Annotated in this window: 11 protein-coding genes; 7 read left to right on the forward strand and 4 right to left on the reverse strand. The window is 64.6% G+C overall.

What is annotated here, in order from left to right; genetic code table 11:
• From AX735_RS15810 to AX735_RS15820, 3 genes are all read left to right on the forward strand, one after another.
• Positions 1-844, forward strand: an 844-nt coding sequence (locus tag AX735_RS15810; RefSeq protein ID WP_066282315.1) for an acyl-CoA dehydrogenase family protein, incomplete at its 5' end; no start/stop codon positions are given.
• Between the two features lie 2 nt (positions 845-846).
• Positions 847-1,647 (forward strand): SDR family oxidoreductase, encoded by an 801-nt coding sequence (locus AX735_RS15815; protein WP_066282318.1) that lies wholly within the window; start codon positions 847-849, stop codon positions 1,645-1,647.
• Positions 1,648-1,741: 94 nt separating this feature from the next.
• A complete protein-coding gene (locus AX735_RS15820) occupies positions 1,742-2,437 on the forward strand; it encodes a DUF4197 domain-containing protein (protein WP_066282320.1) in 696 nt (231 codons plus the stop codon).
• A gap of 6 nt (positions 2,438-2,443) precedes the next feature.
• Here the strand turns inward: AX735_RS15820 and gmk are convergent, their stop codons facing one another.
• The 4 genes from gmk to AX735_RS15840 all read right to left on the reverse strand — a co-directional run bounded on the left by gmk (position 2,444) and on the right by AX735_RS15840 (position 5,519).
• Entirely contained in the window at positions 2,444-3,100 is a 657-nt protein-coding gene (gene gmk, locus AX735_RS15825) for a guanylate kinase (RefSeq protein WP_066282322.1), read from the reverse strand.
• Positions 3,101-3,161: 61 nt separating this feature from the next.
• Entirely contained in the window at positions 3,162-3,545 is a 384-nt protein-coding gene (locus AX735_RS15830) for a hypothetical protein (protein ID WP_066282324.1), read from the reverse strand.
• Between the two features lie 69 nt (positions 3,546-3,614).
• Entirely contained in the window at positions 3,615-5,012 is a 1,398-nt protein-coding gene (gene fumC / locus AX735_RS15835; protein ID WP_082751154.1) for a class II fumarate hydratase, read from the reverse strand.
• 33 nt (positions 5,013-5,045) lie between these two features.
• Positions 5,046-5,519: an SspB family protein gene (locus tag AX735_RS15840; protein WP_060976966.1), complete on the reverse strand. Its 474-nt coding sequence runs from the start codon at positions 5,517-5,519 to the stop codon at positions 5,046-5,048.
• Positions 5,520-5,638: 119 nt separating this feature from the next.
• On the opposite strand from AX735_RS15840, the gene hisB reads away from it, so the two are divergent.
• The 4 genes from hisB to AX735_RS15860 all read left to right on the forward strand — a co-directional run.
• On the forward strand, positions 5,639-6,232 hold the full coding sequence (gene hisB / locus AX735_RS15845; RefSeq protein ID WP_066282326.1) for an imidazoleglycerol-phosphate dehydratase HisB: 594 nt from the start codon (positions 5,639-5,641) through the stop codon (positions 6,230-6,232).
• Positions 6,225-6,845, forward strand: a complete 621-nt coding sequence (gene hisH / locus AX735_RS15850) for an imidazole glycerol phosphate synthase subunit HisH (RefSeq protein WP_066282327.1) — start codon at positions 6,225-6,227, stop codon at positions 6,843-6,845. Before hisB ends, hisH begins: the two co-directional genes overlap by 8 nt.
• Positions 6,842-7,576 (forward strand): 1-(5-phosphoribosyl)-5-[(5-phosphoribosylamino)methylideneamino]imidazole-4-carboxamide isomerase, encoded by a 735-nt coding sequence (gene hisA / locus AX735_RS15855; protein ID WP_066282329.1) that lies wholly within the window; start codon positions 6,842-6,844, stop codon positions 7,574-7,576. Before hisH ends, hisA begins: the two co-directional genes overlap by 4 nt.
• A partial coding sequence (locus AX735_RS15860; RefSeq protein WP_446471829.1) for a HisA/HisF-related TIM barrel protein occupies positions 7,573-7,732 on the forward strand: 160 nt, incomplete at its 3' end. The genes hisA and AX735_RS15860, both read left to right, overlap by 4 nt.

A 7,732-nucleotide genomic window follows, 5' to 3' on the forward strand; every position in this document is an offset into this window, starting at 1 on the left:
CGGCAACGAGGCGCAGAAGGCGAAATATCTGCCGCTGATCGCCAGCGGCGCGATCATCACCTCGTTCGCGCTGACCGAGCCCGATGTCGGATCGGACAGCGGATCGGTGAAGACCCGCGCCGAGCTGGACGGCGATGCCTATGTGCTCAACGGCTCGAAGCGCTACATCACCAATGCCGACAAGGCCGATCTGTTCACGGTGATGGCGCGCACCGGCGGTCCCGGCCCCAAGGGCGTGACCGCCTTTCTGGTGCCGCGCGATCTGCCCGGCCTGTCCGTCGGCAAGCCTGAGCGCAAGATGGGCCAGCAGGGCGCGCATGTCTGCGACGTCAATTTCGACAACGTTCGCGTGCCGGTCGAGAACCGGCTGGGCGCGGAAGGTGACGGCTTCAAGGTCGCGATGCGCGTGCTCGATCGCGGGCGGCTGCACATTTCGGCGGTCTGTGTCGGCGCGGCCGAGCGGCTGATTGCCGACAGCATTGCTTATGCCAAGAACCGCCAGCAGTTCGGCAAGCCGATCGCCGAATTCCAGCTGATCCAGGCGATGATCGCCGACTCGGTGGCCGAGTGCAAGGCGGCCAAGGCGTTGGTGCTGCAGACCGCCAGGGCCAAGGACCGCGGCGAGCGGATCACCGAGGACTGCGCCTGCGCCAAGCTGATCGCATCCGAAATGGTCGGCCGCGTCGCCGACCGCGCGGTCCAGATCTTCGGCGGTGCTGGTTATATCGCTGACTATGGCATCGAACGCTTCTACCGCGATGTCCGCCTGTTCCGCATCTACGAGGGGACCAGCGAGATCCAGCGCACCATCATAGCAAGGGAAGCCTTGCGTTCGGAGGGATGAACATGAGCATTGAAAACCTGTTTTCGGTCAAGGGCAAGGTCGCCCTGGTCACCGGTGGATCGCGCGGCATCGGCAAGATGATCGCGCAGGGGCTGATCGCCGCGGGCGCCAAGGTCTATATCTCGGCGCGCAAGGCCGCCGCCTGTGATGCGACCGCCGAGGAACTGGGGCCGAACTGCATCTCACTGCCCTGCGACGTATCGAGCGTCGAAGGCGCACGCCAGCTCGCCGCGCAGCTGGCCGAGCATGAAAGCCGGCTCGACATCCTCGTCAACAATGCGGGCGCCGCCTGGGGTGCGGAGTTCGAGGATTTCCCGGAAGTGGGCTGGGACAAGGTGATGGACCTCAACGTCAAGTCGCCCTTCTTCCTCACCCAGGCGCTGCATGGCCTGCTGAAAGCGGGCGCGACCGCCGAAACCCCGGCCAAGGTGATCAATATCTCGTCGGTCGACGGGATGCGGGTCAATCCGTGGGAGACGTACAGCTATCAGGCAAGCAAGGCGGCGCTGATCCAGCTGACCAAGCGCATGGCTGTCCGCCTGCTGCGCGACCATATCTATGTCACCGGCATCGGCCCGGGCGCATTCCCCTCGGACATGAACAAGGCCGCGCGCGACTATGGCGACAAGGTGGCCAGCGGCATCCCCAACAAGCGCGTCGGCGACTGGCAGGATATTTCGGGCGCGGTGATCTTCCTTGCCAGCCGCGCGGGCGACTATGTGATCGGCACCACCATCCCGGTCGATGGCGGCATCGTCAATGCCTCGGTGCCGCAGGGCGGCTACGACCCCGAAGGCCATTGATCGATCCGTTCGGACGTAAAATCGCGGCGCGCGCACTGGTTGCGCGCGCCGCTTTCATGCACACTGCCTGGAAATATTCATGGGGAGATGTGTGATGGCCTTGCGCAACCTGGCGATGGCAATCGGCCTGGGCATCGCAATGGTTGCAACCGGTCCGATCGCCGAGGCGCAATCCCGCAAATCCTCGCCCTCGCTTGGCGGGTCGATGAGGGGCCTGCTCGGCAATGCGTCGGACAGCGCGCTCGATCAGCTCGGACAGCCCGGTGCCTTCTATGCCGACGAGGCCGTGCGCATTCTGTTGCCTGGTCCATTGCAGAAGGCGACCAAGCTGCTGCGGCTCACCGACCGGGCGGGGATCACCAACAACCTGGTCAAGTCCTTGAACGATGCCGCAGGCCTCGCCGCGCAGGAGGCCAAGCCGGTCTTCCGTTCGGCCATCGATTCGATTACGCTCGCCGACGGCGTCGGCATCGTCGCGGGTGGCGATACCGCAGGCACGCAATATCTCCGGCGCACCTCGGGCGAAGTGCTGCGCCAGAAGATGCGCCTGCTGGTGAGCAACGCGCTGGGCCGTACCGGCGCCTTCAAGCAACTGGATAGCCTGGGGACCAGCGGAACCGGCGGCGTGCTCGGCGCGCTCGCTGGCGTGGACCTCAGCCGCGATGGGTTGATCGACAGCGTCACCGATCAGGCGATGTCGGGGATCTTCACCTATATCGGTCGCGAAGAGTCCAACTTCCGGAAGAACCCGCTCAAGTCCGGCAAGAAGCTGCTCGACCGAGTGATGTGAGCGGCATCAGGGCGCAGGCGTGTTCATCAGGTCGCGGACATAATCGATCAGCCCGGTCTGGCGCGCGCGGCGCATACGTTCCGAATTGAGAATCTGTCGGACTTTCTCGAAGCAGTTTTCGACATTGTCGTTGATGACGACGAAATCATAGCCATCCCAGTGACTGATCTCGTCCTGTGCACGTGCCATGCGCCCGGCGATCACCTCTTCGCTGTCGGTATTACGGCTGCGCAGCCGCCGGTGCAGCTCTTCCAGCGAGGGTGGAAGGATGAACACGCGCACGACATCGCCCTCGGCGCGCTGGTACAACTGCTGCGTGCCCTGCCAGTCGATGTCGAAGAGGAAATCCTGCCCCTCGCGCAGCCCCTGCTTCACCTGGGCCTTGGGCGTTCCATAATAATGGCCGAAGACCTTGGCCCATTCGAGCAACGCGTTGTCCTCGACCAGCCGGTGGAACTCGGCCTCGTCGATGAAATGATAGTCCTTGCCGTCAATCTCGCCGGGGCGAGGCGGGCGCGTGGTCACCGACACGGACAATGCGATATGCTTGTCCTGTTCGAGCAGCATCCTCGCGATGGTCGATTTGCCCGCACCCGAGGGCGAAGACAGGATGAACAGCAGCCCACGACGGGCAAGCGGCGCTTGGATGACGGTGTTGATCATGGCGGCTCATGGCCAAAGCCGCCGCCAAAGGTCAACCAGTTTGTGCGTTACAATTGGCGCGTCAAGGCTTGGGCGGCTTGGCCTTCTGCTTGCGCTGGTCATAGACCGCCTTGGCAAGCAGCGCACCGCCGACAAGAAGCGCGCCCGGCACCGAGCGCGTGGCGACGCGCGCCGCAATCGCTCCCATGAGTGTGCCGCCAAAAACGGTCGCCGCGACCTGATTGCGCGCCTTGGCTCCGATCATGTTGCGCAGCATCTCGTCATTGGCCGCCGTCGTGATCAGGCGACTCGCACCGTTCCAGGCACCGACGGTCCAATGCGGGCGGGCAGCGGGCGGCGCGGCGGTGACGCCGGTCCCGTCGACCGGTGCCGGTGTGTTGACCACCGGCGTCGTGCTGGCGGGCGTTGCGGGGGCGGACGGGCTGTCGTTCACGGGGTTGGTCATGGCACATCCATAGCTGATTTGGGCTCCGACCTCAAACGCCTGCCGCCGCAGGAGCGTTCCCACAACCAGTCACCGACCGATCATGTCCTGCGGGCGGACATGCGCATCGAACGTGGCTTCATCGACCAGCCCCAGCGCCAGCCCCGCCTGCTTGAGCGTCAGCCCGTGTTCGTGCGCGTGCTTGGCGATCTTGGCGGCATGGTCATAGCCGATGACCGGCGCAAGCGCGGTGACGAGCATCAGCGAGCGATCGACCAATTCGGCAATCCGTGTTTCGTTAGCCTTCATCCCGTCGACGCAGCGCTCGGCAAATCCTTCCATGCCCGTTGCGAGAAGATCGACCGAGCGCAGCACGTTGGCGCCGATCAACGGCTTGAACACGTTGAGCTCCATATGCCCCTGCAGCCCGCCGATAGTAATCGCCTGATGATTGCCCATCACCTGCGCTGCGACCATGGTCAGCATCTCGCACTGGGTGGGGTTGACCTTGCCCGGCATGATCGAGCTGCCCGGCTCGTTGGCGGGAAGCTCGAGCTCGCCCAGGCCCGAGCGCGGGCCCGAACCGAGCAGGCGGATGTCGTTCGCAATCTTGGTCAGCGCCACCGCCAGCGTGTTGAGTGTGCCCGAAAGGTGCACCAGCGGGTCGTTGCTGGCGAGCGCCTCGAAACTGTTCTCCGCCGGATGGAACGGATGGCCGGTGATGTCAGCCATCGCTTCGCACATCTCCTGCGCGAAGCCTCTCGGCGCGTTGAGACCGGTACCAACCGCCGTGCCGCCGATGGCGAGGCGATAGGTACCCGCCACCACCGCCGGTTCGATCCGGCGCCCGCAGCGATAGAGCTGGTTAGCATAGCCGGAAAATTCCTGGCCCAGCGTCAGCGGTGTGGCGTCCTGCAGATGCGTGCGACCGATCTTGACGATAGAATCCCAGGCTGCAGCTTTTTCCGCGAGCGCCGAGGTCAGCCGGTCGAGGGCAGGGCGCAGCTGCGTCTGCACAGCGAGGCTCGCCGCGATATGAATCGCCGTGGGGAAGGCGTCGTTCGACGACTGGCTCTTGTTGACATGATCGTTGGGATGGACCGGGGTCTTGCCGCCGCGTTGGCCGGTCAGCAGCTCGTTCGCCCGGCCCGCGATCACCTCGTTGACGTTCATGTTGCTCTGCGTGCCGCTGCCCGTCTGCCAGATAGTGAGCGGGAACTGGTCGTCGAGCGCGCCGGAGACCACCTCCGCCGCCGCGTTCTCGATCGCATCGGCGAGCTCTGCGGGCAAGCCATGGTTGCGGTTCACGCGCGCCGCTGCCTGCTTGACCACCGCGAGGCCGTGCACGATGCCGATCGGCATGCGCTCGTGCGGCGCGAACTGGAAATTCTCGAGGCTGCGTTGCGTCTGCGCGCCCCAATAGCAGCTCGCCGGTACCGCGATCTCGCCGAGCGAATCGCTTTCGATGCGGGTATCGATGTCTGTCAAAGGCCCAATCCGTGAAAGGCGGCCCTCAAGCCGCTATTTGCGCTTGCCGAAATCCACACTGACGACGTTGGATCCATCGCCATCGCCGCCGGGATGATCATTCTCCGCCGCTTCGTGCGGCTCGGGCGGAGGCGTATCGCCCGAGACCTGGAACTGCAGGCCGAAATCGACCGCCGGGTCGACAAATGCGGTGATCGCACTGAACGGGATGAACAGGTGCGCAGGCACGCGGTTGAAGCTCAGCCCTACCGAGAAGCCGGTCTTCTCGACCTTCAGATCCCAGAATTTCTGCTGCAGGACGATCGTCATCTCGTCCGGAAAGCGCTCGACGAGGTGGCGTGGAATGTCCACGCCGGGCGAGCGGGTCTTGAAGGTGATGTAGAAATGATGGCTGCCGGGCAGACCATTCGATTCGACTTCACCCAGAACGCGGCCGACGACCGCGCGCAGGGCTTCCTGGACGATCTCGTCATAGGGAATCAGGCTGTCGGGCGCATCGTCACTCATGCCCATTTTGTTGGACCGACATTCGATCAGGGTCAAGGCGCTAATGGCTCGCACGACAGGGCGCTGCAACAAGTGGCAAAAATGTTGCGCGTCTCCGCAAGCTGATTATAGGGCGCAGCATGCGCACCGCCCGGATAGAACGCAAGACCCACGAAACCGACATTTTCGTCGAGTTGAACCTCGATGGGACAGGCCAGTTCGACGTGTCGACCGGCATCGGTTTTCTCGATCACATGGTCGAGCAGTTTTCGCGCCATTCGCTGATCGACCTGACCTGCCGGATCAAGGGCGACCTGCATGTCGACCAGCACCACACGACCGAGGATTGCGCGCTCGCGATCGGCCAGGCGCTGACCCAGGCGCTGGGCGACAAGGGCGGCATCGTGCGCTATGGTCATGCCTATTCGCCGATGGACGAAACCTTGAGCCGCGTCGCCGTCGACATCTCGGGCCGCCCGTATTTCGTCTGGAAGGCCGCGTTCACCCAAGCACGGCTGGGCGAGATGGACACCGAGCTGTTCGAGCACTGGTTCCATTCGATCGCGCAGACCGCAGGCCTGACGCTGCATATCGAGCTGCTCTACGGCGCCAACAACCACCATATCTGCGAGAGCATTTACAAGGGTTTTGCCCGCGCGATGCGCGCCGCAGTGGAGATCGACCCGCGCAAGCAGGGCGCCGTGCCTTCGACAAAGGGCATATTGGGTGGCTGATCGCGTCGCGCTGATCGATTATGGCGCGGGCAATCTGCACAGTGTGCACAATGCGCTGAAGGCCGCTGGGGCAGGCAATGTCGCGGTGACCGACGATCCGGCGACCGTGCGCGCGGCCGACCGCATCGTCCTGCCCGGCGTCGGTGCCTTTGCCGCGTGCATGAACGGGCTGTCCGCCATCCCCGGCATGATCGATGCGCTCGAAGACCGGGTGCAGGGCGACAAGGTGCCGTTCCTCGGCATCTGCGTCGGCATGCAGCTGCTCGCCGAGCGCGGGCTGGAGCATGGCACGCATGCAGGGCTCGGCTGGATTGCGGGCGAGGTGCGCGCGATGGACGCGACGCCAGCGATCAAGGTGCCGCACATGGGCTGGAACGACGTAAGGCCTTCCGATCGCGCGCCGCTGATCGTGCCGGGTGAGGCCTATTTCCTGCACAGCTATCATTTCGCCGCCGCCAATGCCGCCGATGTCGCTGCCGTTACCGATCATGGCGGCGCGGTGACCGCCGCCGTCGCGCGCGGCAACATCCTGGGCGTGCAGTTTCATCCGGAAAAGAGCCAGGCCTATGGCCTCGATCTGCTCCGCCGCTTTCTCGACTGGACCGTTTCATGAGCATCATCGTCTTTCCCGCGATCGACCTGAAGGGCGGCCAGGTCGTGCGCCTGGCCGAAGGCGACATGGACCGCGCGACGGTCTATGGCGACGATCCCGCAGCCCAGGCGCAGCTCTTTGCCGAAGCCGGTGCCCAGCATCTGCACGTCGTCGATCTCGACGGGGCCTTTGCCGGCGAGGCGGTGAACCGCAGTGCGGTGGAATCGATCATCAAGAGCTTTCCCGGCTATCTCCAGCTCGGCGGCGGCATTCGCACGCGCGCAGCAGTGGAAGGGTGGTTCGATCTGGGCGTCGCCCGCGTCGTCATCGGCACGGCGGCGCTGACCGATCCCGAATTCGTGCGCGACATGGCCAAGGCCTATGAGGGCGGCATCGTCGTTGCGGTCGATGCGCGCGATGGCATGGTCGCGACCCACGGCTGGGCCGATGTCTCGGACGTGCCGGTGGCCGACATGGCGCGCCGGTTCGAGGACGCGGGCGTTGCCAGCCTGCTGTTCACCGATGTCGGCCGCGACGGGCTGCTCAAGGGCTGCAATATTTACGCCACCGTTGCGCTCGCGCGCACCACCGAGATTCCGGTCATCGCCAGCGGCGGGGTGAAGGGGCTCGACGATATCCATCTGCTCAGCCTGCATGCCGAAGACGGCATCGAAGGTGTCATCACGGGCCGCGCTCTCTATGACGGGCGGCTCGATCTCGCCACCGCGATCGCCATGGCCTCGCGCGGATGAGCGTCCGGGTTCGCGTCATCCCCTGTCTCGACGTCGCCAATGGCCGCGTGGTCAAGGGCGTGAACTTCGTCGACCTGCGCGATGCGGGCGATCCGGTCGAACAGGCGCGCGCTTATGACGCCGCCGGTGCCGACGAACTGTGCTTTCTCGACATTT

This window comes from Blastomonas sp. CCH1-A6 (assembly GCF_001556365.1).
Lineage (GTDB): Bacteria > Pseudomonadota > Alphaproteobacteria > Sphingomonadales > Sphingomonadaceae > Blastomonas > Blastomonas ursincola.